The following is a 22,787-nucleotide window of genomic DNA, read 5'->3' as shown; positions in this document are numbered from 1 at the left end:
CGCCCGAAAAGCCCCCGCCGCCACCCCAGGACGATCCCCCGCTCCATGGCGATCCGCCAGGGGACGACCCGCCGCCCCAGGACGATCCGCTGCCCCAGCCGGGTCCCCAGATCACCACCGGCGCGCCGCCGCGGCGATAGCGCCGTCCGCGCGGGCCGCCGAACAGGATCGGCAGGACGATGAAGATCAGCACCACACCCCAGAAGATTAGCGCGACGGGAATGCCATCGCGCTTGCGCGACGACTGTGCCCGTGCGGTCTGCTGCACCGCGCGTTGCTCGGCGACTTCGAGCGGCAGGCGCATCTGTTCGCCGATCGCCTCCGCGCCCGCAAGGATACCGCCGGGCAGGTCGCCGGCCTTGAAGCGCGGCAGGATCGTCTGATTGATGATGACGCTGGCCAGCGCGTCGGTCATGATCGGCTCCAGGCCGTAGCCGACCTCGATCCGCACCTTGCGCTCATTGGGCGCGATCAGCAGGATGATGCCGTTGTTCGCCTCGCCCTGGCCAATCTTCCACGCGCGACCGAGGCGGTAGCCATATTCCTCGATCGGATAGTCCTGAAGGCTGGGCACGGTCGCGACCACGAACTGGCGCGACGAGGCTTGCTCGATTTCGGCCGACAGCGCGCTCAGCCGGGCCTTCTGGTCGGCGTCAAGCAAATTGGCCGCATCGACCACCCGACCGGTCAGCGTCGGAAAGGTCTGCGCCGCCGCCGGCATCACCGCCACCAGCAACATCAGCCAAAGTCCGGCGGCCAGCCGGCGCAGCGTCATAGACCGGACCCCATTTGCCGCTCAGTTGGCGTTGTTCAAAAGGCGGTCGACCGGCGGCGCGGTTTCCGCTCCCGGCGTTGTCGCCTTGAACGGAGTCAGCGGCTTCGCGCCGTAGAAGATCCGCGCACCGATCGCGTCGGGGAAGGTGCGGATGCGCGTGTTATAGGCCTGTACCGCCTCGTTATAATCGCGCCGGGCGATGGTGATGCGGTTCTCGGTGCCCTCCAGCTGCGACTGCAGCGCCAGGAAATTCTGGTTCGAGGTGAGCTGCGGATAATTCTCCACCACGGTGCGCAGCTGGCCCAGCGCCTGGGTCAGCTGGTTCTGCGCGGCATTGAACCGCTCGAACGTCGCCGGATCGGACAGGTCGTCGGTGGTGATGTTGATCGACGTGGCGCGCGAGCGTGCCTCGGTCACCTGGGTGAGGACGCGTTCCTCCTGCGCGGCGAACCCCTTCACCGTCGCGACCAGATTGGGGATCAGGTCGGCGCGGCGCTGATACTGGTTCTCCACCTCGCCCCACTTCGCCTTGGCGTTCTCCTCGGCGGTGGGCACGCTGTTCAGGCCGCAGGCGGACAGCAGCACCGCTGCAAACAGGACCGTCATCGCGCGAAATCGCATCAAACCCTCCATCGACCCCTTGTCGATCGCCCTTCTAGCGGACCAGTATTTGCGCGCGAAGGAAAATCGGGGCCATCAACGGCCCGGCAGGGAGGCTAGAGCCATGTTGCAGGAATTTCGGACCTTCATCGCGCGCGGCAACGTGCTCGACCTGGCGGTGGGCGTCATCATCGGCGGCGCATTCGCGACGATCACCAAATCGCTGACCGACGACCTGATCCTGCCGGTCATCGGGGCGGTCTTCGGCGGACTCGACTTTTCGGGCTTTTTTGTCCGGCTCGGCCCGATCCCGGCAAGCTACACCGGGTCGCCGACCAATTATGCCGCGCTGAAGGAAGCGGGTGTCCCGTTGTTCGGCTATGGCGCGTTCGTGAGCGTGGTGATCAACTTCCTGATCCTCGCCTTTCTGGTGTTCCTGCTGATCCGCTTCGTCAACCGTGCGATCGCCGCGGTCCAGAAGGCCGAGGAAGCGGCCCCCGCCGCCGATCCGGCAGACGTCGTGCTGCTGCGCGAAATCCGCGACGAGCTGAAGAAGCGGCCGGGCGCCTGAGGCGTCAGGCCGCGGCGAGATCCTCCGCCAGCGTGTCGGCGAGGCTGGTGCCGTCGAGGATGCGCGCGGTTTCGTCGCGCACGCGCGCCATGGCATGACGGATCGCGCAGGTCGCTTCGTCGCGACAGTCCTTGCACGGGCGATAGGCCGTCCGGCTGACACACGGGACCAGCGCCAGTGGCCCCTCGATCACCCGGATGATTTCGCCGAGCGAGATCAGGTGGACCGGACGCGCCAGGCAATAGCCCCCGGCCTTGCCGCGAAAGCTGTGCAGGAACCCCGCCTCGCGCAGATCGGCCAGGATCAGCTCGAGGAATTTGCGCGGCACGTTCGCGGCCTCCGCAATCCGGTTCATCGGCACGGGGGTGCCGCCCGCCGGCTGGCCCGCAAGGAAGATCATGGCACGAAGTGCATACCGGGAACGCTGGGTAAGCATGCATTCCCTATAATCAGGGCAATGCGGCAACGAAAAGGCGAAAGCGCGCCTCTTTCCTATTTTCCCGAAGCGCCTATATCCGACGGTGCCGGGTTCGCCCGGCTATGGCGATAAACTGCGGCGTGAAATAGACGCAGCGGACCCGGGGGCAGTACCCGGCGGCTCCACCAGGTGAGCCGGTTGGCCAGTACGCGTGAAGCGTGCCGGCCGAGCGGCTCAGCTGACGGGGCCGAACCAGGATCGACGTGTGTTGAAAGGCGCTGTTTTCGCTCGGAATGGGACCACCGCAACGGCCCATCACACAAGTGCTAACGATAACGAAGCACTCGCGATTGCGGCCTAACCCAAGACCTAACGGTCTAGGTTAGTCAGACAAAAGCGCGGTCGGGCCACACCGGGCAACAGAAGTGGATTCCAGCGGCCGCCGGGGGGCCGGGCAACAGAACCCCCGGCACCTTGCCGCGACGCGCCGTCCGGCCACGCACATCTTCTGATCGATGTCGCCCGGCCCGCCGGGTCAGGCGGGCAGCACCAGGCGCGCGATCGTGCCCGATCCGCGGAGCAGGGCGAACTGGCCGCTCAACTGGCCGGCGAGCATGCGCGCGATGCGCAGGCCCAGGCTGTCGCTGTGCTCAAGATCGAAAGTTTCGGGCAGGCCATGGCCGTCATCGCGGACCTCGACGCAGACGCGGCCCTCCGCGTCGCGCGTCAGTTCGACGTCGATGATGCCGGCGTCGCGCCCGGCAAAGCCGTGTTCGATCGCGTTGGACACCGATTCGGCGACGATCAGCGCCAGCGGAATCGCCGCGTCGGGGGCAAGCGGCTGGTCATGTTCGGCATTCACCCGCAAAACGATGTCACGCCGGCCGCTGGCCTCGATCACGTCGCGGCAGAGCTCCTCGAGGAAAGCGCGCATCCCCCGGGCATTCCCGTCCGGATTGTAGAGCTGACGGCTGATCCGTCCGATGACGGCGAGCCGGCGAGTCGCCTCGTCCAGCGCGGCGCGCGCCTGCGCATCGACGATGTGCCGCTTCTGAAGCATCAGCAGCCCGGCGGCGACCTGAAGGTTGTTGGACACGCGGTGCTGCAGTTCGCGGAACAGGAGTTCGCTGGTCTGGGCGAGCGAGCGGCTCACCTCGCGTTCGCGGGCCAGATTGGCGTTGGCGCGTTGCAGGAGATGGATGATCGTCAGCTCGGTCCCGACGACCAGCACGTAGAGGAGAAAGGCAAGCGCGGCACCGCGGTTGACGGTCCAGCCATTGTCGGGCGCAAGGAAGAACCACCAGGATGCCGCTCCGCACAGCAGCGCCGAAAGCCCGCCGAACCGCGCCCCGAACAAGGCCGCGGTGACGATCACTGCCGGAAAGAAGGTCAGGAACGGAAAGCCGCCCGGCAGCAGGGGGTCGAGCATGATGCGCAGCAGCAGCGCGGCCGCCGCCATCGCGAGCGTCGCCGCCAGCGCCAGCCAGGGCCGGTCGCGCGCGATGGGCAAGCGTTCAATCCAATGACGGCGCGGACCGTCGGTGCGGGAAGGCGTCATTGCCGTACGGCCCTTTTCGTTCCGAAGCCGGAGTATCCAGGCCGTTTCGATGGACGTAAGCTACGGCGATCATTGCGTAAATGCAATATCATTCAAAACCGATCTACCTCGCGGCCGAAATGAAAAGGGCCCGCCGAAGCGGGCCCGATCCAGCGCCGGTCGGCATCGCCGTGCGGCGATTCCGATCAGCTTTCGGTGATGAACGACGGCAGGCCGATCTCGTCGCCGCCCTCGTCCTTGGCCGCTTCGTCGCGGCGCGGCCGGTCACCGCGATCGCGGCGCGGGCCGCGATCACGCCCGCCGCCGCCGTCGCGACGGCGATCGCCGCGATCGGGACGGTCCCCGCGCGGTTCACGCGGCTCGCGCGGTTCGCGGGCCGGGCGCGTGTCTTCCAGCTCGGCACCGGTTTCCTGATCGACGACGCGCATCGACAAGCGGACCTTGCCGCGCTGGTCGATCTCCAGCACCTTGACCTTGACCTCTTGGCCTTCGGACAGGACGTCGGCGACCTTCTCGACGCGTTCGTTGCGGATTTCGGACACATGGACCAGGCCGTCACGGCCGCCCATGAAGTTCACGAAGGCGCCGAAATCGACGAGGTTCACGACCTTGCCCGAATAGACCTTGCCGACCTCGGGCTCCTCGACGATGCCGAGGATCCAGTTCTTCGCGGCCTCGATCTGGCTGACGTCGGACGAGCTGATCTTGATGACGCCCTCGTCGTCGATGTCGACCTTCGCACCGGTCGTCGCGACGATCTCGCGAATGACCTTGCCGCCCGTGCCGATGACGTCGCGGATCTTCGACTTGTCGATCGTGATCGTCTCGATGCGCGGGGCGTGCGCGGAGAGTTCCGAGCGGACCTCGCCGAGCGCCTTGCTCATCTCGTTCAGGATGTGCGCGCGGCCATCCTTGGCCTGCGCCAGCGCCTTTTCGAAGATCTCGCGGGTGATCCCGGCGATCTTGATGTCCATCTGCATCGTGGTGATGCCTTCGGACGTGCCGGCCACCTTGAAATCCATGTCGCCCAGATGGTCCTCGTCACCCAGGATGTCGGACAGGATCGCGAAATCCTTGCCCTCCAGGATCAGGCCCATCGCGATGCCGCTGACCGGGCGCTTGATCGGCACGCCGGCGTCCATCATGGCGAGCGACCCGCCGCACACCGACGCCATCGACGACGAGCCGTTGGACTCGGTGATGTCGCTGGTCAGGCGGATGGTGTAGGGGAACTCCTCCTTGGTCGGCAGCACCGGGTGCAGCGCGCGCCACGCGAGCTTGCCATGCCCGACTTCACGACGCCCCGGCGCACCGAAGCGGCCGACTTCACCGACCGAATAGGGCGGGAAGTTGTAGTGCAGCATGAAATGTTCGTAGCGCAGGCCGCCCAGGCCATCGATCATCTGCTCCGCATCCTTGGTGCCCAAGGTGCAGGTCGCGATCGTCTGGGTCTCGCCGCGGGTGAACAGGGCGGAGCCATGCGCACGCGGCAGGAAATGGGTTTCCGCGACGATCGGGCGGATCTGGGTCGTGGTGCGACCGTCGATGCGCTTGCCGGTCTTGAGGATGTCACCCCGGACGATTTCGGCTTCCAGCTTCTTGGTCAGCTTGATGCCGGCCATCACCGCCTGCGGATCAAGGCCGTCCTCGACGAACTGCGCCTTCGCTTTTGCACGCGCCTCGTTGAGCGCGTTCGAGCGCGCCGACTTGTCGGTCAGCTTGTACGCGGCGGCGATGTCCTTGCCGATCAGCTTCTTCAGCTTGTCCTTGATCGCGGCATTGTCGTCCGACGACGCCATTTCCCACGGATCCTTGGCGGCCTGTTCGGCCAGTTTGACGATTGCCTTGATGACTTCGCGGCAGGCGTCGTGCGCGAACAGCACGGCGCCGAGCATGACCTCTTCCGACAGCTCCTTGGCTTCGGATTCGACCATCATCACCGCGTCATAGGTCGCGGCGACGACCAGATCGAGCTCGCCTTCCGCGACCTGCTCGTCGGTCGGGTTCAGGATGTACTCGCCATTCAGGTAACCGACGCGCGCCGCGCCGATCGGGCCCATGAAGGGCACGCCCGAGATGGTGAGCGCGGCCGACGCGGCGACCATCGCCAGCACGTCGGGCTCGTTCTCGCCGTCATAGCTCAGCACCTGAGCGATGGCGTTGATCTCGTTGTAGAAGCCTTCGGGGAACAGCGGGCGGATCGGCCGGTCGATCAGGCGGGAGACCAGCGTCTCCTTTTCCGTCGCGCCGCGCTCACGCTTGAAGAAGCCGCCCGGAATGCGCCCGGCGGCCGAGTATTTTTCCTGATAATGGACGGTGAGCGGGAAGAAATCCTGCCCGTCCTTCACACTCTTGGCGGCCGTGACGGCGCAGAGCACAACGGTTTCGCCGAGGGTCGCCATGATGGCGCCGTCGGCCTGACGGGCAACCTTGCCCGTTTCGAGGGTGAGGGTCTTGCCTCCCCACTCGATCGATACGGTTTTCTTGTCGAACATTTCGTTTCCTTCACTCCCGCTGCCCAATGCAACGGGGGCCTCTAGAGTGGGTCCGCCCATCGGACCCGTTTGGGGAGCCGTTCGTGGCTCGGTGAAGGGGCAACCGGATTGCGCCCCTTCGAACTTCCCGATTGGTTACCGGGAATAACAGAAGGGCGCCCGGAGGCGCCCTTCGAAATTACTTGCGAAGCCCGAGCTTCGCGATGAGGGCCGTATAGCGGCTCTCGTCCTTCTTGCGAAGATAGTCGAGCAGCGCGCGACGCTTGTTGACCAGCATCAGCAGGCCGCGGCGCGAGTGATTGTCCTTGGCGTGCGTTTTGAAATGCTCGGTCAGGTTCTGGATCCGTTCGGTCAGGATCGCGACCTGCACTTCAGGGCTGCCGGTGTCGCCGCTTTCGCGGCCATGTTCGGTGATCAGCGCTTCCTTGCGCTCTTGCGTAATCGACATCGTCGTCCTTTCACGTCAGAGGTTGAAGCCGCGCACGACCCGGACGATCCCGTCCGAAACCTCCACGAGCGCGACCGGAACCGTGTCCAGCTCGGCAAAGCAGAGGCCATCGTCAGCGGCGATCCCGACCAAGACCCGCCCCTGGCGGAGCAGCCCTGCCTGATCGGGGGTGAGGGGTAGAGCCGGGATGTCGTCCAGCCCCGCCCTCAACGGCAGGATCACGTCTTCAAGGGCGCGGGCATTAGCAGCATCGGCCAATTTGTCCAGCGAAATCGCGCCTTCCAGCCCGAACGGCCCCGCCCGCGTCCGCCGCAGCATCGTGACATGGCCCACCGTGCCGAGTGCCCGTGCAATGTCGCGGGCCAGGCTGCGGATATAGGTCCCTTTCGACACATGGGCGGTGAGGGTGATTTCTTCCAGACCCTCCCCGGCACCGGGAGGGGGACCAGCCGCAGGCTGGTGGAGGGGGGCAGCCGCAGGCGGATCATTTGGTCTCTGCCCCTCCACCACGCCCTGCGGGCGCGGCCCCCCTCCCCGAGCAAGCTCGGGGAGGATTCGTAGCGCGTGCACCGTGATGCGGCGCGTCGCGAGCGTGACCGTCTCGCCGGCGCGGGCGAGGTTGTAGGCGCGTTCGCCGTCGACCTTCAGCGCGGAGTAGGCGGGCGGCACCTGGTCGATCGGGCCGGTGAAGTCGGGCAGCACCGCCAAAATCTCTGCCGATGTCGGGCGGCCTGGGCTCTCCGACACGACCTTGCCCTCCAGGTCGAGGGTGTCGGTTTCCGCCCCGAAGCGGATCGTAAAATCATAGACCTTGTCGCTGTCGAGCATCCGCCCGGCGAGCTTGGTGGCTTCGCCGATCGCGATCGGCAGCACGCCGGTCGCCAGCGGGTCGAGCGTTCCGCCATGCCCGACCTTCGCCTTGCCCAGACCCGCGGTGCGCAGCGCGCGCTTGACCGCGCTGACGCCCTGTGTCGAGCCAAGGCCGAGCGGTTTGTCGAGGATGATCCAGCCGTGCATCGCGCCCCCCTAGGCCGTGTCGCGCCGCCGCGAAAGCCGCTGTGCCGCGCCGATGCCCGGTTCATCGGCGATACAGGCACAGCCAGCCATTCTCCGGAAACACAGGACGGGCAGGGGAGCGGGCAATGCGTGCCGTGATGATGCTGGCGATCGGGATGTTGGCGGCGACGCCCGCTAGCGCGCAAATCTGGGACGGCGGCGGCGCCGACGGGGATCGCGAACCCTTCCCGTTGGTCCCGAGCGTGCGGCCGCTGCTGGCCGAGGCGCGCAGCGACATTCGTGACGGCCGCCGCGCCGGCCAGCTCGACCGGCGCGAGGCGCGCGGCCTGCGTCGCGAGGCGCGGGCGGTGGCCGGGCTGGAGGACCGATATCTCGCCAACGGATTGTCCGAGGCCGAGCGGGCGGAGCTGTCGGTCCGGGCGCAGGCGCTGCTCGGGCTTGTCAACGCCCGCCGTGCCCGGTCGCGCGGTCAGTAGAGCCCGTAGCGGAGGACGAGCAGCGCAGACAGCGTCACGATCATGATCGCGACCAGCGGCAGCCCGGTGCGGGTATAGTCGGAAAAGGTGTAGTCGCCCGCCGACATGATGAGCATGTTGGTCTGATAGGCGACCGGGGTCGCATAGCACAGGTTGCAGCCGAACAGCACCGCCAGCACCAGCGGCTCGACCGGAATGCCGAGCTGCTCGCCCAGGCTGAACGCGATCGGGGTTCCGACCGCAGCCGCGGTCGTGTTCGACGCGAAGTTGGTCAGCAGCGTCACGAACAGCATCACCGCCGCGAGCACGCCGGCCGCGGGCAGGAACTGGAGCCCGAGGGCGATCAGCTGGCTCAGCCACGCGGCCGCCCCGCTTTCCAGGATGATCCGGCCGATCGCGATGCTGGCGGCGACCAGCACGATCACCTTCGCCGACAGCGCGCGGCCGATGCGGTCGAAGCGCACGCAGCCGGTGACCAGCATCGCGATCGCGCCGCCCAGCGCCGAAATTGCGATCGGGATCAGGCCGATGCTGGCGGGAACGACCGCTGCCGCCATGATGGCGAGCGCCAGCGGCGCCTTTGCCGTGCGCGGCAGCTCCTTGGCGCCGTCGAGCATCAACGCGTTTTCGCCGGCCGACATCAGCTGGATGTTGGGCAGCGCGCCCGCGACGAGCAGGATGTCGCCCTCTGCAAAGGCGCTGTCGCCGGCATCGCTGGTGTCCCAGCGGCCCTGCCACGGCCGGCGTGCACGGTGCACGCCGAGGATCGCAAGATTATAGAGCTCGGCGACGTTGGCCGACACCACGCTCTTGCCGACCAGCGCCGAATCGCGGCTGATCGACAGTTCGGCGACGGTCAGGTCCTCACCGCTGCTGGCATAACCGCGTTTCAGCCGCTCCATCAGCCAGGCCGGTGCGGCGGTCGCGCCCAGCACGCGCATCGCCTCCTCGAGCATTGCATGCGATCCGCGCACCCGCATCCGCCCGTCGGCATCGGGCAGGCTCAGAATCTCCAGCCCGGCGGGAAGCCGCTCGGCCAGCGCCTCGCGCGTGCGTTCGCGCGAGGCCGACGGATCGCCCAGCCGGAGGGTCGCGGTGAACGCACGCGGCTCGTGCCCGGCGGCGGTCGAGTGATCGGGCAGCAGGCGCGGCATCACCAGCCAGACAAACGGCAGCGCGACGACCGCAGCCATCATCACGATCGGGGTGAAGTGAAACACGGTCATGCGCGGCAGGCCGAGATCGCCCGCGATCGACACCACGAGCAGATTGGTCGACGTGCCGATCGTCGTCGACATGCCGCCGATCAGGACGGCGCTGTTGACCGGGATCAGCGTTTTCGACGCCGGCATGCCGCCATTGGCCGCGATCGACGCCATGATCGGCAACAGCAGCACGAGCACCGGGGTGTCGTTCACCACCATGCTCATGCCGAATGCGAGCGCCAGCGTGACCAGCAGGCCGATCCGGTGATTGAACTGCCACACCCGCGTCAGCAGGCGCGACACCGGTTCCAGCGCACCCGTCGTGACCAGGCCGCGCCCGAGCACCATCAGCGCACAGATGGTGACGAGCGCGTAATGCCCGAAGCCCTCGAAAGCGAGTTTCAGTCCGTCGGTCGGAACCTGTCCCGGGAGCGGCAACAGATAGAGCCCCAGCGCGATCGCGCTGATCGTGAGCAGCGAGATGATCTCCACCCGCACCCGGCCCGAGATGAAGCCGTAGAACATCGCCGCAGTCAGCAGGATCGCGCCGATCGCGTGCGGCGGGGGTGCCGGGATCATCCGGCGCAAAGGGCAGCAAAGAGGGGCATCGCGATCCTGTCTAGCCGAGCGCCACTCAACGCGCCAATCCGCCGGGCGGGTGCGTCCGTCACGTCCGGGCCGAAGATCGGGTGCCGGGCCGGAACAATCCCCGCCCCGCCGCGCTTTCCCAGCAAGGTCATTTGGAGCAGGTGATGGCGGCACGAGCCTATTGGCGGGGACAGATCCGGTTGGCGCTGGTTTCGATCCCGGTCGAAATCTATGCGGCGACCCGTTCGGGCGCGTCGGTCAGCTTTCGCCAGATCCACGAGCCGTCGGGCAAGCCGGTCAAATACGAGAAGGTGGTGCCGGGCGTCGGCCCGATCGATCGGGACGAGATCATCAAGGGCTACGAGGTGTCGCGTGGCAGCTATGTGCTGCTCGACGATGCCGAGATCGAGGCGGTGAAGCTCGACTCCAAACGCACCCTCGAGCTCGTCCAGTTCGTCGATGCCGATGCGATCGACGTCCTTTATTACGAGAAGCCCTATTATGTCGTCCCCGCCGACGACCTGGCGGAGGAAGCCTATGTCGTGCTGCGCGACGCGTTGCGCGCGACGCGCAAGGTCGGGGTGGGGCAGCTGGCGGTGCGTGGGCAGGAATATCTGGTCAGCCTGAAACCGTGCGGTCGCGGCATGATCCTCGAGACGCTGCGCTACGCCGACGAGGTCAATCGCGCGACGGGCTTTTTCGCGGACATCGGCAACGCGAAGCCCGACCCCGACCTGCTCGACCTAGCGACCTCGCTGATCGAGAAGAAGAGCGGGACGTTCGACGCCGCCGACTATCACAACCGTTATGTCGACGCGCTTCACCGGCTGATCGACAAGAAGGCCAAGGCCAAGGGCAAGAGGGTGCTGGAGGATGTCGATGAGCCCGCCGCGCCCGCGGGCAAGTCGAACGTCATCGACCTGATGGCCGCGCTCAAGGCGTCGGTGGACGGGGGCAAGCCGGCCGCGCGCGCCTCCGGGGCCAAGCCCTCCGCGAAGAAATCCGCCGCCAAGAAGCCCGCCGCCAAAGCCGCGGCGCGCAAGCGCGCCTGAACATGCCGGGGAGGACCGATCCGCTGGCCGAATATCGTCGGCGGCGTGATTTCAAGGCGACCGCCGAGCCTGCCGGCAAGATCGGCAAGCCGGGCGGCAACCGTTTCATCGTCCAGAAGCATGATGCGACCCGGCTGCACTGGGACCTGCGGCTGGAGAAGGACGGCGTCCTCAAAAGCTGGGCGGTGACGGCAGGGCCCTCGCTCGATCCCGCCGACAAGCGGCTTGCGGTGCGGACCGAGGATCATCCGCTCAGCTATGCCGAGTTCGAGGGGGTCATCCCCAGACGCGAATATGGCGGCGGGACGGTGATGCTGTGGGACCGGGGGAGCTGGGCGCCTGTAGAGGGCAAGACGGCGGACGACCTCGACAAGGGTCATCTGCACTTCCGCCTCGACGGCGAGCGGATGAAGGGCGAGTGGCTGCTGGTCCGGATGCGCGGCAAGCCCGGCGAGAAGCGCGAGAACTGGCTGCTCCGCAAGATTGGCGATGACCATGCGGGCGCGCGCGGCGACCTGATCGACCGGTGCCTGACCAGTGTCCTGACCGGGCGCTCGATGGCGGAAATTGCCGCCGATACGGGTGGCGAGCACGCGCTCGCCGGCAAGTCGGGCGAAGCCTTCGCTGCGGAGATGACCAAGGCCGCGCGGCACAATGCGCGTGCGGCGAGGGCGAGCCCGCGCGCGCGCCGCCCGGCGCGTCCGCCCGCGTTCCGCAAGCCCCAGCTCGCGACGCTGGTCGACGCGGTCCCGACCGGCAATGACTGGCTGCACGAAATCAAGTTCGACGGCTATCGCGCGCTGGTGGCTGCCGCCGGGTCGGCCGTACGCATCTATACCCGGAACGGCCTGGACTGGACCGACAAGTTCGCGCCGCTCGTCGCCGTGATTGCCGCACTCGACCTGCCGCCCTGTCTGATCGACGGCGAGATCACCGCGCCGGGGCCTGACGGCAACCCAAGCTTTTCGGCGTTGCAGGCGATGCTCAAGCGGGGTCACGGCGGACAAGGTGCGCGCCAGCACCTCGACCTGCATGCCTTCGACCTGCTGGCGCTGGACGGTGCGGATCTGACCGCACTGCCCACCATCGCGCGCAAGGAGCGGCTCGCCGCGCTGCTCGGCGACGCCGCACCGCCCGTCCATGTCGCCGACCATGTCATCGGCGCGGGCGAGCGGCTGTTCGACGCGATGTGCGCAGCCGGGCAGGAAGGGATCATCGCCAAGCGGATCGACGCGCCGTACCGGTCGGCCCGCACGATGAACTGGGTGAAGGTCAAATGCACCCGCCGCCAGGAATTCGTGATCGTCGGCTGGTCGCCCTCACGCGCCAAGGGGCGGCCGTTCGCGTCGCTGCTGCTCGCCCAGCGGGAGGGCGATGCGCTGGTCTACAAGGGCAAGGTGGGGACCGGGTTCGATGTCGATGCGCAGGCCGATCTCGCCCGCAGGCTCAAACGTCTGGCGCGCAAGACCGCGCCGCTGGACGTGGCGGCCGCCGAGCAGCGCGGCGCGCAATGGGTCACGCCCGAGCTGGTCGCGGAGGTGGCGTTTGCCGAATTCACCGGCGAGGGGCGGGTGCGCCATGCCAGCTTCGTCGGTCTGCGCGGCGACCGCCCGGCCACAGAGGTCGGCCCGGAACGCGCGCGCGCGGCACCGGCACCGGCCGCGGGCGTCCGCATTTCCAGTCGCGACCGGGTGATCTTTCCCGAAAGCGGTCAGACCAAGGGTGAGCTCGCCGACTATTACGCCGCGCTCGCCCCGCTGATGCTTGCGCATCTTGCGCGGCGGCCGATCAGTCTCCTCCGCTGTCCACAGGGTCGCGCCAAGCAGTGCTTTTTCCAGAAGCATGACGGCGGCGGCATGGGCGACGCGGTCCATCATGTCGCGATCCGCGAGAAGGACGGCGGGAACGAGGACTATCTGTATGTCGAGGATGCGGCCGGCATCCTGCAGTGCGTGCAGATGGGGACGATCGAGTTTCACGGCTGGGGATCGCGCGTCGACGATGTCGAGGCGCCAGACCGCCTGGTGCTCGACCTCGATCCCGACGAGGAACTCGATTTTGCCGACGTGAAGCGCGCCGCCGCCGACCTGCGTCACCGGCTGGACGACCTCGGTCTCCAGAGCTTCGCGATGCTATCGGGCGGCAAGGGGGTGCATGTCGTCGTGCCGCTGACCCCGGGGCATGACTGGGTCGCGCACAAAGACTTTGCGCGACGTTTCGCGGAGGCGATGGCGCTGGCCGAACCCGACCGCTTCGTCGCGACGATGCGCAAGGCCAAGCGGCGCGGGCGCATCTTCATCGACTGGCTGCGCAATCAGCGCGGGGCGACCGCGGTGCTGCCCTATTCGGCGCGGGCGCGACCGGGCGCGCCCGTCGCGGTGCCGGTCGACTGGGGCGAGCTGGACGCGATCGCATCGCCCGCGCGATGGTCGATCGCCGATGCCGCGCAACTGGTCGAGCGCGCGGCGGCACCTTCGCTCAGGGGCTGGGGCCACGCCGCCCAGCAGCTGCCCGACCTGTAGCGCCGTCTGTGCGGCCCGCTTGCGCCCCGCCGGCCGATATGGTCACAAGGCGGGGTGAGCGATGGACGCAAGATCAATTCGCCGCCCGCCGGCGTGCACGTGCCGGCGTCGGCGGGGCCGGCCGAGCTCGACGCGCTCGTCGCGCGCTTTTCGGCACCGCTCGCCCGCTATTTCCGTCGCCGGGTGGAGGCGGAGGCCGACATCGCCGACCTCGTCCAGGACGTTTTCCTGCGCCTTGCGCGGATGCCCGACCTGCGCGCGATCGACGCGCCCGACCGTTTCCTGTTCGTGATCGCCGCCAATGTACTGCGCGACCGGGCGCGGCGCGCGGCGGTGCGCGAGGTGTCGCGCCATGTCGAAATCGACGGAATCGAACTGGAAAGTGCGGATTTTTCGCCGCTGCGCGTCTTGGTGGGACGGGAAGGATTGATGCGCGTCCAGGCGGCGCTGCGCGAATTGCCGCAGCGTACCCGCGACGTCTTCGTCCTCAGGTTGTTCGAGGAATATCGCATGGCGGACGTGGCGTCGGCGTTGGGCATTTCGAAGCGCGCGGCGGAAAAGCACTACGCACGCGCGCTGCGCCACCTTCAGGCGCAGCTCGAGGACTGGCGCCATCACTGATCCTGCGCCCCCCGACATCGAACTGGCGGCAGCGCGCTGGCGGGCGCGGCTGGGCGACGCGGCGCGACCGGCGCTGGTCGCCCGTTTCAATCGCTGGCGGGCGGAGTCGCCGGCGAATGCCAACGCCTATGACCGTGCGGTGCGCGCCGAGCAGTGGGCGCGCGACTATGCCGCGACGCCCGCGCTGCGCGCGCTGCGCGACGAGACGCTGGCGCGGGTCGGACGCGCGCGCGAGGTGTCGCCGGGCGCCCGGCACCGCTGGCGGCCAATCGTGCCGATCGCCGCTTCGCTGGTCATTGCAATCGGCCTGGCCAGCTGGGCGGGGGGCAGATTCGAAGCCCCGGGCGGGATGCAGCCGGATCGCAAAGGTCGCAGCGTCGCCGCAGCCGCCGGCCACGCCTATTCGACAGGCGTGGGCCAGCGCGCCAACCTGACGCTCGGCGACGGGACGCGGGTGATGCTGAACACGCGGAGCGCGTTGCGCGTCGCTTATACTTCCGGGGTGCGGCGCGTCGAATTGGTGCGTGGCCAGGCCTGGTTTGACGTCGCCAAGAACCCGGCGCGCCCCTTCGTCGTCGCTGCCGCCGGACGCGAGATTACCGCGCTGGGCACCGCGTTCGACGTGCGGATCGATCGCGGCAGGCTGGAAGTCATGCTGATCGAGGGCAGGGTGCGCGTCGATCAGCCGGGTAATGCGCACAATCGCAACGTCGCGCCAAGCGTTGCACTTGCGCCGAGCCAGCTGCTGGTCGCCACCCCCGACCGCGTCGACGTCAGCCGCATCGCCGATCCGGCACCGATAGAAAGCTGGCGCAGCGGGCTGCTGGTCTTCCGCGACCAGCCGCTCGGCGAGGCGGTGGCCGAGTTCAACCGCTATGCCGCGCGCCCGTTGCGCATCGTCGACGACGCGACGGCAACGGTGCGGATCAGCGGCGCGTTCAGGGCCGAGGACACGCGCGCGTTCATTGGGGCGCTGGAAGCTGGTTTCGGCGTGGAGGCGCGGTCGCGCGACGACGCGATCTGGCTGACGCGCCGCTGAACGACTAAATTTTCCCCCGTCCGGTTCGGCTTTCGCGCCCGATTGCGTCTTGTCCTAGTGAGCCCTGCACAGACGGGCCGCCATCAGAGAGGACCCAGATGCGTCAGTCACATCGCTTAAGCCGCCTTGCCCTGCGCCTTCTTGCCGGTGCCATGCTCGTCCCCGTCGTGCCGGTCGCAGCCGCCCATGCCGCCCCGCCGCCGCTTCAGCTGTCGATCCGCGCCGACAGCCTGGGCGATGCGCTGACCGAGTTCGCGCGCCAAAGCAACCAGCAGATCCTGTTCGCGCCCGAGATCGTTGCGGGCAAGCGGGCGCGTGCGCTGCGCGGGAACTATACCGCCGAACAGGCGCTCGACCGGTTGCTCAAGGGCACCGGGCTGCGTCATCGCGTGGCACCCGGCGGCGCATTTCTGATCGTGCGCGACGACGCGACGGCGGCACTGGCGACGCCGCAGGATGTCGCCGCCGCCGGCAGCGATCCGGCGCAGGCCGAAGATGACGCGCCGGCCGAGGATATCGTCGTCATCGGCACCGCCGGGGCGGGCACGCGGCGCCAGGATGCGGCGTTTGCGGTAACGACGCTGAGCAACGATGCGATCGACCAGATTTCGCCCGCGTCCACCGCCGACCTGTTCCGCGCGATTCCCGGCGTGTCGGCCGAAAGCTCGGGCGGTCAGAACGGTGCCAACATCTTCGTGCGCGGCTATCCCTCGGGCGGCGACGCCCAGTTCGTGACGCTGCAGACCCAGGGGGTGCCGTTCTTTCCGCCGTCCACGCTGTCGTTCCTGGAAAACAGCCAGCTGATCCGCATCGACGAGACGTTGCAGCGCGTCGAAGCCGTGCGCGGCGGCACCGGTGCGCTGTTTTCCGCCGGGCAGCCGGGCCTGACGGTAAACTTCGTCCAGAAACAGGCGGGCTCCGAGGTCGAGGGTCTGGTCAAGCTGGGCGTGACCGATTTCGGTGAAGGACGGATCGACGCGGTGGTTTCGGGTCCGATCGGGCCGAATACCGGGTTCATGATCGGCGGCTATTACGCCCAGTCCGACGGCATTCGCGATGCCGAGTTCACGGCGGAAAAGGGCGGGCAGATCACCGCCAACCTGTCGCACGAGTTCGACCGCGGGTCGCTGCTCGTATTCGGCCGCTACCTGGACGATCGCGGCCAGTGGCTGCTGCCGATCCCGGTGATCCAGGACGGCAACAATATCCGCAGCTTTCCGGGCTTTGATGCGGGCACCGGCACCTTTGCCAGCCCGCAGACCCGCCGCGCGATCCTGCCCGACGGCACGCCGGCCGACCTGGCCGACGGACGCGGCGCGCGGATCGGCAATGTCGGGATCAATTTCGATTACGAGCTCGCCAACGGCCTGACCGTGCGCGATCGCGCGAGCTATCTGACCGGCAGTGCCGACACGACCGGTTTCGTGCCCGGCGGGGCGACGCCCCAGACCGCCGCCGCCTATGCCGCCGGGCTGGGCGGAACGGTGGCCAGCCTGAACTTCGCCGATGGCAATCGCGCAGGCGTGGGTGCCGACCAGCTGGTCATCCCGATCGGGTTCTGGACGGTGCGCAAGGACATCGACGCGTTCGTCAACGACCTGGCACTCGAGTTCAAGTCGGGCGGCAACACGCTGACCGGCGGGTTCTACTACACGCGTTACGAATCGGACGATCTGTGGAATCTGGGCAACGCCCAGCTGCTGACGGCCGAGCCGAATGCGCGGCGGCTGGACCTCGTCATCAACAATGGCGGCGTGCTGCAGCAGGCGACGCGCAACGGCTTTGCCGGCGGCTCGTTCTTCAATGTCAACGCCAGCTATGAGGGCGAGGACATCGCCTTCTACCTGGTCGACGAGTTGCAGGTGACCGATCAGCTGCGCATCGATGCCGGCATCCGTTATCAGAATCACACGGTCGATGGGCGGGTCGAGAACAATTCGACCATCGCCGATGTCGACGGCAACCCGAACACGCTGTTCGACCGCAACATCGCCGTGCTCAACGGCACGTTCAACACGATCGACTACGAAGGCGACGAATGGTCGTGGACGTTGGGTGCCAATTACGAGTTCAGCCGCCAGTTCGGCGCGTTCGCCCGCTACAGCCGCGGGCACACCTTTCCGCAGTTCGACAATCTGCGCGACGGGCTGGACATCACCCAGCGCGTCGACAGCTATGAAATCGGGCTCAAGGCGTCGACCGACCTGCTCAACCTCTATGTCACGCTGTTCCGCAACGAGTTCGAGGGGCTGGCGTCGACCCAGATCATCGTCGGCCAGCCGCCGCTGACCCAGATCGGCGGCGCGGAAACCAACGGCGTCGAGCTGGAAGGTGCGCTGCGCCCGTTCGAGGGGCTGCAGATCACCGGGTCGCTGACCTATCTCGACGCGAGCTATGTCGACTTCTTCAGCGCGAACGGGACGATCGACAACACCGGCAATCGTGTGCAGCGCCAGCCCGAGTGGCAATGGCGGGTGACGCCGTCCTACAAGACGCCGATCGGCGACCGGATGGAGGGGACCGTCTTCACGACGATCGGCTACACCGGCGACCGGTTTTCCGACGTCGAGAACCTTCAGGTGCTGCCCAACTTCGTCAAATGGGATGCAGGCGTGACGCTCAAGGTCGATGATCGCTGGACCTTCCAGCTCTATGGCGACAATCTGACCGACGAGATCGGGCTGACCGAAGGCAATCCGCGCGTGATCGGATCGCAGGGGTCGGGTGCCATCCTGGCGCGGCCGATCCTGGGCCGGTTGTTCCGCTTCACGGCCGCCTATCAGTTCTGACCGGAAGACGAAGGGGCGCGACATGGCTCTGACGAACACATGGCGCGCCCTGACGGCGGCGGGGCTGCTGCTGCTGACCGCCGCGGCCGACCCGCCCCGGAGCCCGGCGGAGCTGTACGGCCCGCTATTCGAGGCGGTGCAGCGCGAGCGGGTGTTCGACGACGGCAAGACCTTCGTCGACGCCACCGCGCGCGCGACGCCGCAGGCGATCCTCGAGGCGTATGCCCGCGAGCGGCCCCGCACGCGCGCCGAGTTGAAGGCATTCGTCGCGCGGCATTTCATCCTGCCCGATGCACCCGCGGAGACCCGCGCGGACGACCTCGTCGCACATATCAGGGGGCTGTGGCCGCAGCTGACCCGACCACCGCTCGACCCGCCGGCGGGGTCTTCGGCGCTGGCGCTCCCCGCGCCCTATGTGGTGCCGGGCGGACGATTCCGCGAAATCTATTACTGGGACAGCTATTTCACGATGCTGGGGCTGAGGGTCGATGGCCGCGGCGACCTGATCGAGGGGATGCTGGCCGACTTCGTCAGCCTGGTCGATCGCTATGGGCATATCCCCAACGGCACGCGGACCTATTATCTCAGCCGGTCGCAGCCGCCCTTCTTCGCGCTGATGGTCGGGCTGTCCGACAGCGACTCGCCCGCGCTCGCCAAGGCGCGGCTGGCGGCGCTCCGGGCCGAGCATGCCTATTGGATGCGTGGTGCCGCCTGCGCGCAACGGCAGGGCGCGTGCGAGCGGGTGGTGCGGATGCCCGACGGCACGCTGCTCAACCGCTATTGGGACGACAAGTCGACCCCTCGCGACGAAAGCTGGGCCGAGGATGTGGCGACCGCGCGCGAGAGCAACCGCGACGCGGCGATCATGTACCGTCACCTGCGCGCGGGCGCGGAAAGCGGATGGGACTATTCGTCGCGCTGGCTGAGCGATCCCAGGCGGCTGGCGACGATTCGTACCACCGACATCGTGCCGGTCGACCTGAACAGCCTGATGTGGACGCTGGAGGATGCGATCGCGACGCGGTGTCGCGCCGGCGGGGATCGCGAATGCGCACGCGACTTTGCAACGCACGCTGAGCGGCGGCGGGCGGCGATCTCGCGCTATTTGTGGAATGGCGCGGAAGGACGCTTTGGCGACTGGGATCGCGAGACGCGGCAGGTGACGCCCGTCCTGTCCGCCGCCACGCTCTATCCGCTGTTTGCGGGCATCGCCAGCAAGGCGCAGGCGGCGGCGGTGGCGGCGACGGTGCGCGCCAAGCTGCTGGCCCCCGGCGGACTGCGCACCACGCTCACCCGTACCGGCCAGCAATGGGATGCGCCCAATGGCTGGGCCCCGCTGCAATGGATCGCGGTCGACGGTCTGGCGCGTTACGGCGAGGACGAACTGGCGCGCGAGATCGCGACGCGGTGGATCGGCAATGTCGAACGCGCCTGGCGCGAGACCGGCAAGATGCTGGAGAAATACGATGTCGAGGAGCGCCGCCCCGGCGGCGGCGGCGAATATCCCCTCCAGGACGGGTTCGGCTGGACCAACGGAGTCACCCGCGCGCTGATTGCGCGTTATGGGGAGGGAGGCGGTGTGGCGGGGGAATAGTTGATCGGATGCGCGCGGGCATCAACGATGGCGGGTTCGAAATCTAGCGATTGCACGCCAACCCCGCCGGCAGCCTGTTGACGCGTTTCGGCAATCGCGCTCGAATGCCCCGATGGCTGCTGGCGACGAGCGCACAAGGCGCATCACACTGATTTCCGGCTCTGCGCGGACGGATGGGCATACCGGGGCGCTCGTCGCGTACCTGAGCGGCAAGTTGGGCGCGCGGGCACAGCATGTCGACCTGTCCACGCTGACGGTCGCACCCTTTGATTATGCGCGTCACGACGACCGCGATGATTTCCGCAGCGTCGTCACGATGATGCTCGAAAGCCAGGACATCGTCTTCGCCACCCCCGTTTACTGGTACGCGATGAGCGCGCCCCTGAAGGCATTTTTCGACCGCCTTACCGATCTGCTTCTTGATCCGGTCGACCGCACGTCGGGTCGCGCCCTCGCCGGGCGCAGCGTCTGGCTTCTCGCCACCGGGGCTGATCGAAGCATGCCTCCGGGTTTCGAGGTGCCGTTCAAACGGACCGCCCGCTATTTCCGAATGGTGTGGCGGCAATCCTTATATATTGAGTGGACCAACGGGGCGCCGCTTCCGCCTGCGGGCCGGGCCGAGATGGACAAGCTCGCCAATCTGATCATCGCCCGATGATTAGGCAGGCGGGCTCCGTTGCCGGCTTGTCGTCACGGAAGCTTCGCGGAACTGCCTGGGTAACTCAGTCCACGTCCACCTCACCGCGCAGCGGGTCCTCGACCTGTTCGTCATGGCCGGTGCCGGAGCTCAGGAAGACCAGCCCCATCAGCGCGACGGCGATCAGCATGGTGAGGAATACGCCCAGAAAGGTGGCGATACCCATGTGGATCGGCATCGCGCCCGTCCAGCGCCACAGCACCCAGACGGCGAGCACACCGCACGCGGCCGAGAACAGTCCCATCCAGCCGAGCAGCCGGCGATAGCGGCCCCAGGCCTGGGCGGCGTAGTCCGGGTCGTCGAGGCCTTGGCGAGGTGGTGTCATCCCTTTCCAATGGGGGCGAATCATGGAATGCTCAACCTCCGGCGCACGAAATGATGCGGTAGCGAGGAGGGACGCGATGACGATAGCGGCAATCCTGAAGGGCAAGGGGACCGAGGTGATCTCGGTCGGTTGCGACGAGCGGGTCGCGGCTGCCGTCGCGCTGATCGCGGGCAAGCGGATCGGCGCGGTGCCGGTGATGAAGGACGGCAAGGTCGTCGGCATCTTTTCCGAGCGCGACGTGATCTATGCGCTCAACCAGGAGGGTGCGGCCGCGCTCGATCGTCCGGTGCGCGACCTGATGACCGCGCCGCCGATCACGGTCACGTCGGGCGACGCGGTGCTGGCCGCGCTGTCGTTGATGTCGAAGCGGCGGATCCGCCACTTGCCGGTGGTGGACGACGGCACGCTGGTGGGTTTCGTGTCGATCGGCGATCTGGTGAAATTCCGGATCGAACGCATCGAGGCCGAGGCGGCGGCCATGCGCGACTATATCCAGTCGGCCTGAACGCGCACCTTCCCTTAAAGATTCGGGCGTAGGACATCCGGCCATGCCGACGCTCGCCGAACACGCCAATTTCTATGCCAAGCAATGGTGGCACCGACGCATCGCGCGCGCGGTGCTCGATACCCCGCCGATCGTGCCGGCTGACGATGGCGTCATCCTTTTCGCCATGGCTGGGACGGCGGTGCTCTACCCCTATCTCGTGTCGGTCAAGTCGCTGCACCAAGGGCTCGGCGGCATCGGGCGCGTCGTCATTCTGGACGACGGCACCTTCACCGCCAGCGATCGCGCGGTGCTGCGCCATCATCTGGGTGACCCCCGGATCATTCCGATCAGCGCGGTCGACGTCGGGCCGTGTCCGGTCGGGGGCACGTGGGAACGGCTGCTCACGCTGCTCGACCTGCGCCGCGACGCCTATGTGATCCAGGCCGATTCGGACACGGTGACGTTGGGCGACCTGCCCGAAGTTCGTGCCGCCGTCGCCGCCGGGCGCAGCTTTACGCTACGCGGCGAGGCGGAGGCGGAACTGGCGGACGCCGTCGCCTTTGCCGCGACGCGCGCGCCGGTCGACCTGAGCGCGCCGGACCTGCATGTCCAGGAGGCGGCCGAATCGGTGCTGGGCAGGATTGCCGTGCCGGGCATCGCGCGGCTGCGCTACGCGCGCGGCTGCGCCGGCTTTGCGGGCTTTGCGCGGTCGGGCGAGGGGCGTGCGCCCGCCGAAGCCTTCTCGGTCGCGGTCGAGCGCGAGATCGGGCGCGCGCGCTGGGAACGCTGGGGCAGCGAGCAGGTGACGTCCAATTTCGTCGTCGCCAACCAGTCCGATCCGCTGCTGCTCCCCTATGACCGCTATTTCAATTTCTGGGACGAGGGTGTGCCGACGGATGCGCGCTTTGCCCATTTTATCGGTACGTGCCGGTTCAACGGCATGGCCTATATCGACGCGACGCGCGCGGCGATTGCGCGGCTGCGCGATCAGCCCGTGCGGCGGACCAGCGCCATCAGCTCGACCACGGTTGAACGCGCGAACACCGCCAGCCAGCCGGCATAGCTCGCCGCGCCGAGCGCGATGAGCAGGGGCAGGCGGAACGCGGCCGGCGCAGCGAGGGCCGAATCCGCCAGCGTGACGATCAGCGCCATCGCGCACGCCGCGATCACCGCGGGGGCGGCCGCACGAACGACTTTCATCCCCGTCACCCCCAGCACCGGCAACGTTCGCCGCGCACAGATCAACAGCAGCAACGGATAGGCGACCAGCCACGACGCGGCGATGCCCGTCACCCCCCATTGCGCGCCGACCAGGAAAGCGAGCGGGACGATCACCGCGCCGATCGCGCTGTTGCCCGCGGCGATGCCGGGGCGCCCGATCGCGTCGCTCGCCGGTTGCAGCAGCATCTGGACCGTCATCGCCGGCATGGCCAGCGCGATCAGCTGGACGAGCGGCGCCGCGCCCAGCCATTTGGGACCGAGCACGAGCGCGACGACGGGCTCGGCGGTC

Annotated in this window: 21 protein-coding genes, 1 other RNA gene and 1 pseudogene (1 of these 23 cut by a window edge); 13 read left to right on the top strand and 10 right to left on the bottom strand. The window is 67.7% G+C overall.

Going from position 1 to position 22,787, the window contains the following annotated elements:
* Together AX709_RS10675 and AX709_RS10670 are read right to left on the bottom strand one after the other, a co-directional pair.
* On the bottom strand, positions 1-775 hold a 775-nt coding region (locus AX709_RS10675), incomplete at its 3' end, for a TPM domain-containing protein (RefSeq protein WP_066549294.1).
* Between the two features lie 21 nt (positions 776-796).
* Complete coding sequence (locus AX709_RS10670; RefSeq protein WP_066479087.1) at positions 797-1,396, bottom strand: LemA family protein; 600 nt, start codon at positions 1,394-1,396, stop codon at positions 797-799.
* A 103-nt stretch (positions 1,397-1,499) separates the two neighbouring features.
* On the opposite strand from AX709_RS10670, the gene mscL reads away from it, so the two are divergent.
* Positions 1,500-1,946, top strand: coding sequence for a large conductance mechanosensitive channel protein MscL (gene mscL, locus AX709_RS10665; RefSeq protein ID WP_066479033.1), 447 nt, complete (start codon positions 1,500-1,502; stop codon positions 1,944-1,946).
* Positions 1,947-1,950: 4 nt separating this feature from the next.
* On the opposite strand, the gene AX709_RS10660 is transcribed toward mscL, so the two are convergent.
* Positions 1,951-2,382: an RrF2 family transcriptional regulator gene (locus AX709_RS10660; RefSeq protein WP_066479029.1), complete on the bottom strand. Its 432-nt coding sequence runs from the start codon at positions 2,380-2,382 to the stop codon at positions 1,951-1,953.
* A 48-nt stretch (positions 2,383-2,430) separates the two neighbouring features.
* Here AX709_RS10660 and ssrA point away from each other — a divergent pair.
* Positions 2,431-2,798, top strand: a transfer-messenger RNA (tmRNA) gene (gene ssrA / locus AX709_RS10655).
* A gap of 101 nt (positions 2,799-2,899) precedes the next feature.
* Here ssrA and AX709_RS10650 read toward each other — a convergent pair.
* From AX709_RS10650 to truB, 4 genes are all read right to left on the bottom strand, one after another.
* Positions 2,900-3,874, bottom strand: coding sequence for a sensor histidine kinase (locus AX709_RS10650; protein ID WP_331709714.1), 975 nt, complete (start codon positions 3,872-3,874; stop codon positions 2,900-2,902).
* 233 nt (positions 3,875-4,107) lie between these two features.
* A complete protein-coding gene (gene pnp / locus AX709_RS10645; RefSeq protein WP_066549292.1) occupies positions 4,108-6,417 on the bottom strand; it encodes a polyribonucleotide nucleotidyltransferase in 2,310 nt (769 codons plus the stop codon).
* 178 nt (positions 6,418-6,595) lie between these two features.
* Positions 6,596-6,865 carry a 30S ribosomal protein S15 gene (gene rpsO / locus AX709_RS10640; RefSeq protein WP_066479010.1) on the bottom strand — a complete coding sequence of 90 codons (270 nt, stop codon included), beginning with the start codon at positions 6,863-6,865 and terminating at the stop codon, positions 6,596-6,598.
* Between the two features lie 15 nt (positions 6,866-6,880).
* Positions 6,881-7,882: a tRNA pseudouridine(55) synthase TruB gene (gene truB / locus AX709_RS10635; RefSeq protein ID WP_066549291.1), complete on the bottom strand. Its 1,002-nt coding sequence runs from the start codon at positions 7,880-7,882 to the stop codon at positions 6,881-6,883.
* Positions 7,883-8,007: 125 nt separating this feature from the next.
* Here truB and AX709_RS10630 point away from each other — a divergent pair, with 125 nt between their 5' ends.
* Positions 8,008-8,358, top strand: coding sequence for a hypothetical protein (locus AX709_RS10630; RefSeq protein WP_066549290.1), 351 nt, complete (start codon positions 8,008-8,010; stop codon positions 8,356-8,358).
* On the opposite strand, the gene AX709_RS10625 is transcribed toward AX709_RS10630, so the two are convergent.
* Positions 8,352-10,142 (bottom strand): SLC13 family permease, encoded by a 1,791-nt coding sequence (locus AX709_RS10625; RefSeq protein WP_066549289.1) that lies wholly within the window; start codon positions 10,140-10,142, stop codon positions 8,352-8,354. The genes AX709_RS10630 and AX709_RS10625 overlap by 7 nt on opposite strands.
* A gap of 173 nt (positions 10,143-10,315) precedes the next feature.
* Here AX709_RS10625 and ku point away from each other — a divergent pair, with 173 nt between their 5' ends.
* The 8 genes and pseudogenes from ku to AX709_RS10590 all read left to right on the top strand — a co-directional run bounded on the left by ku (position 10,316) and on the right by AX709_RS10590 (position 20,426).
* Positions 10,316-11,203 carry a non-homologous end joining protein Ku gene (gene ku / locus AX709_RS10620; protein WP_066479085.1) on the top strand — a complete coding sequence of 296 codons (888 nt, stop codon included), beginning with the start codon at positions 10,316-10,318 and terminating at the stop codon, positions 11,201-11,203.
* 2 nt (positions 11,204-11,205) lie between these two features.
* Positions 11,206-13,725 carry a DNA ligase D gene (ligD, locus tag AX709_RS10615; protein WP_066549288.1) on the top strand — a complete coding sequence of 840 codons (2,520 nt, stop codon included), beginning with the start codon at positions 11,206-11,208 and terminating at the stop codon, positions 13,723-13,725.
* A gap of 54 nt (positions 13,726-13,779) precedes the next feature.
* Positions 13,780-14,346: an RNA polymerase sigma factor gene (locus tag AX709_RS10610; protein WP_231727495.1), complete on the top strand. Its 567-nt coding sequence runs from the start codon at positions 13,780-13,782 to the stop codon at positions 14,344-14,346.
* Positions 14,231-14,479 (top strand): annotated as a pseudogene (locus AX709_RS19570) (DUF4880 domain-containing protein); the annotation flags it as partial. The gene AX709_RS10610 and the pseudogene AX709_RS19570, both read left to right, overlap by 116 nt.
* A 6-nt stretch (positions 14,480-14,485) precedes the next feature.
* A complete protein-coding gene (locus AX709_RS10605; protein ID WP_066549287.1) occupies positions 14,486-15,385 on the top strand; it encodes a FecR family protein in 900 nt (299 codons plus the stop codon).
* 152 nt (positions 15,386-15,537) lie between these two features.
* Positions 15,538-18,174: a TonB-dependent siderophore receptor gene (locus tag AX709_RS10600; protein ID WP_082731746.1), complete on the top strand. Its 2,637-nt coding sequence runs from the start codon at positions 15,538-15,540 to the stop codon at positions 18,172-18,174.
* Between the two features lie 22 nt (positions 18,175-18,196).
* A complete protein-coding gene (treF, locus tag AX709_RS10595; RefSeq protein WP_066549286.1) occupies positions 18,197-19,768 on the top strand; it encodes an alpha,alpha-trehalase TreF in 1,572 nt (523 codons plus the stop codon).
* Positions 19,769-19,880: 112 nt separating this feature from the next.
* A complete protein-coding gene (locus AX709_RS10590) occupies positions 19,881-20,426 on the top strand; it encodes a flavodoxin family protein (RefSeq protein WP_066549285.1) in 546 nt (181 codons plus the stop codon).
* Between the two features lie 64 nt (positions 20,427-20,490).
* Here the strand turns inward: AX709_RS10590 and AX709_RS10585 are convergent, their stop codons facing one another.
* Positions 20,491-20,814, bottom strand: a complete 324-nt coding sequence (locus AX709_RS10585; protein WP_443025972.1) for a hypothetical protein — start codon at positions 20,812-20,814, stop codon at positions 20,491-20,493.
* Between the two features lie 52 nt (positions 20,815-20,866).
* On the opposite strand from AX709_RS10585, the gene AX709_RS10580 reads away from it, so the two are divergent.
* Both AX709_RS10580 and AX709_RS10575 read left to right on the top strand, forming a co-directional pair.
* The gene (locus AX709_RS10580; protein WP_066478993.1) at positions 20,867-21,295 is read left to right on the top strand and encodes a CBS domain-containing protein; all 429 of its coding nucleotides are present in this window, start codon (positions 20,867-20,869) and stop codon (positions 21,293-21,295) included.
* Positions 21,296-21,338: 43 nt separating this feature from the next.
* The gene (locus AX709_RS10575; RefSeq protein ID WP_066549284.1) at positions 21,339-22,340 is read left to right on the top strand and encodes a hypothetical protein; all 1,002 of its coding nucleotides are present in this window, start codon (positions 21,339-21,341) and stop codon (positions 22,338-22,340) included.
* Here AX709_RS10575 and AX709_RS10570 read toward each other — a convergent pair.
* Positions 22,265-22,787 carry the end of a lipopolysaccharide biosynthesis protein gene (locus tag AX709_RS10570; RefSeq protein WP_231727494.1) on the bottom strand. Its footprint extends 965 nt past the window's final position, so 523 of the gene's 1,488 nt are visible here — the last part of the coding sequence; the start codon falls outside the window, past its right edge — the gene reads right to left on this strand; it ends in the stop codon at positions 22,265-22,267. The genes AX709_RS10575 and AX709_RS10570 overlap by 76 nt on opposite strands.

It is taken from the genome of Sphingomonas sp. CCH15-F11, from assembly GCF_001557005.1.
Taxonomy (GTDB): Bacteria; Pseudomonadota; Alphaproteobacteria; order Sphingomonadales; family Sphingomonadaceae; genus Sphingomonas.
This window is presented reverse-complemented; position numbering and strand designations above follow the sequence as displayed.

Coding starts and splice junctions, on each gene's coding strand:
- AX709_RS10670 (WP_066479087.1), bottom strand. CDS start 1,396: ATGCGATTTCGCGCGATGACGGTCCTGTTTGCAGCGGTGCTGCTGTCC.
- mscL (WP_066479033.1), top strand. CDS start 1,500: ATGTTGCAGGAATTTCGGACCTTCATCGCGCGCGGCAACGTGCTCGAC.
- AX709_RS10660 (WP_066479029.1), bottom strand. CDS start 2,382: ATGCTTACCCAGCGTTCCCGGTATGCACTTCGTGCCATGATCTTCCTT.
- pnp (WP_066549292.1), bottom strand. CDS start 6,417: ATGTTCGACAAGAAAACCGTATCGATCGAGTGGGGAGGCAAGACCCTC.
- rpsO (WP_066479010.1), bottom strand. CDS start 6,865: ATGTCGATTACGCAAGAGCGCAAGGAAGCGCTGATCACCGAACATGGC.
- truB (WP_066549291.1), bottom strand. CDS start 7,882: ATGCACGGCTGGATCATCCTCGACAAACCGCTCGGCCTTGGCTCGACA.
- AX709_RS10630 (WP_066549290.1), top strand. CDS start 8,008: ATGCGTGCCGTGATGATGCTGGCGATCGGGATGTTGGCGGCGACGCCC.
- AX709_RS10625 (WP_066549289.1), bottom strand. CDS start 10,142: ATGATCCCGGCACCCCCGCCGCACGCGATCGGCGCGATCCTGCTGACT.
- ku (WP_066479085.1), top strand. CDS start 10,316: ATGGCGGCACGAGCCTATTGGCGGGGACAGATCCGGTTGGCGCTGGTT.
- ligD (WP_066549288.1), top strand. CDS start 11,206: ATGCCGGGGAGGACCGATCCGCTGGCCGAATATCGTCGGCGGCGTGAT.
- AX709_RS10600 (WP_082731746.1), top strand. CDS start 15,538: ATGCTCGTCCCCGTCGTGCCGGTCGCAGCCGCCCATGCCGCCCCGCCG.
- treF (WP_066549286.1), top strand. CDS start 18,197: ATGGCTCTGACGAACACATGGCGCGCCCTGACGGCGGCGGGGCTGCTG.
- AX709_RS10590 (WP_066549285.1), top strand. CDS start 19,881: ATGGCTGCTGGCGACGAGCGCACAAGGCGCATCACACTGATTTCCGGC.
- AX709_RS10585 (WP_443025972.1), bottom strand. CDS start 20,814: ATGATTCGCCCCCATTGGAAAGGGATGACACCACCTCGCCAAGGCCTC.
- AX709_RS10580 (WP_066478993.1), top strand. CDS start 20,867: ATGACGATAGCGGCAATCCTGAAGGGCAAGGGGACCGAGGTGATCTCG.
- AX709_RS10575 (WP_066549284.1), top strand. CDS start 21,339: ATGCCGACGCTCGCCGAACACGCCAATTTCTATGCCAAGCAATGGTGG.